This window comes from Shinella sp. GW835-FHT14H05 (assembly GCF_058793575.1).
On the sequence record NZ_JBXAFY010000042.1, the window covers coordinates 1 to 1,224 of the forward strand.

At 56.0% G+C, this 1,224-nt stretch carries 1 protein-coding gene; it reads right to left on the reverse strand.

Annotation, left to right across the window (positions count from 1 at the left end):
- Window positions 1-59: 59 nt before the first annotated feature.
- Window positions 60-1,159 (reverse strand): IS3 family transposase gene (locus tag AC1Q6Z_RS35255; protein WP_492650749.1). Its coding sequence is split into 2 segments (ribosomal slippage): window positions 60-907 and window positions 907-1,159, totalling 1,101 coding nucleotides; the frame shifts between segments, so codons are not numbered across the junction.
- Window positions 1,160-1,224 lie beyond the last annotated feature (65 nt).

A 1,224-nucleotide genomic window follows, 5' to 3' on the forward strand; every position in this document is an offset into this window, starting at 1 on the left:
TGACCTGAGACCCATCGTCCCTCCAATTTTCAGGAGAGTCTTGGGTTTTCAATCTGACCTTATGCGGCCTGTTTTTCCATAGCCATTTTCATTGCGAATTCGCTGGGTGTGATGTTGCCCAGTGAAGAATGCGGTCTGTTGCGATTGTAGTCCTCCTTCCATGCTATGATTTCGATCCTCGCCTGCGTCAGTGACGAGAACAGTGTTTCGTTGAGGCATTCGTCACGGAAGCTGCCGTTGAAACTTTCTACGAAGCCATTCTGCATGGGTTTGCCCGGTGCGATATAATGCCATTCGACATGCGTGCTTTGGCACCATTCCAGAACGGCCATGCTGGTCATCTCCGTGCCGTTGTCGGAGACAATTGTTCGTGGCTTGCCTCGTTGGGCGATGACGGCATCGAGTTCCCGCGCAAGCCGCCGGCCTGAGAGCGACGTGTCGGCGACCAGCGCCAGGCATTCGCGGGTAAAGTCATCGACGACGGCCAGAATCCGAAAGCGACGACCATCTGTGAAAGCGTCGCTGACGAAATCCAGGCTCCATCGCTCGTTGGCACGCGAGGGCAGCGCCAGAGGGCGTCTCGTCCCCAAAGCCCGTTTGCGTCCACCACGTTTGCGTACCGTCAGCTTCTCTTCGCGATAGAGACGCCGCAGTTTCTTCAGGTTCATGATGATGCCCTGCCGACCCAGCATGACGTGGATGCGGCGATAGCCGAAACGACGGCGTTCGGACGCCACCAGCTTCATTGCCTCACGGATATCAGCGTCATCCGGTCGAATGCTACGATATCGCACACTCGACCGATCAACGGACAGAACCTCACACGCCCGACGCTGGCTCACCCCATGTTGTTTGCAGACATGAGCCACAGCATCCCGCTTCACATCGGGCGTCACCACTTTTTTGAAGCGACATCTTTCAGAATGGCATTGTCCAGCATGGTCTCGGCCAGCAGCTTCTTCAGCTTGGCGTTCTCGTCTTCCAGAGCCTTCAGCTTGCGGGCATCGGATACCTCCATGCCGCCGAACTTCGCCTTGTATTTGTAAAAGGTCGCCTCAGATATCCCGTGCTTGCGGCAGACATCGGCCGTCCGCATGCCGCTCTCCTGCTCTTTCAATATCCCGATGATCTGCTCGTCCGTGAACCGTGAATGCTTCATTCCGTCCGTCTCCTTGATACGACGGACTCTACCAAAATCTGGAGGAAGTTCAGGGGCTCAGGTCA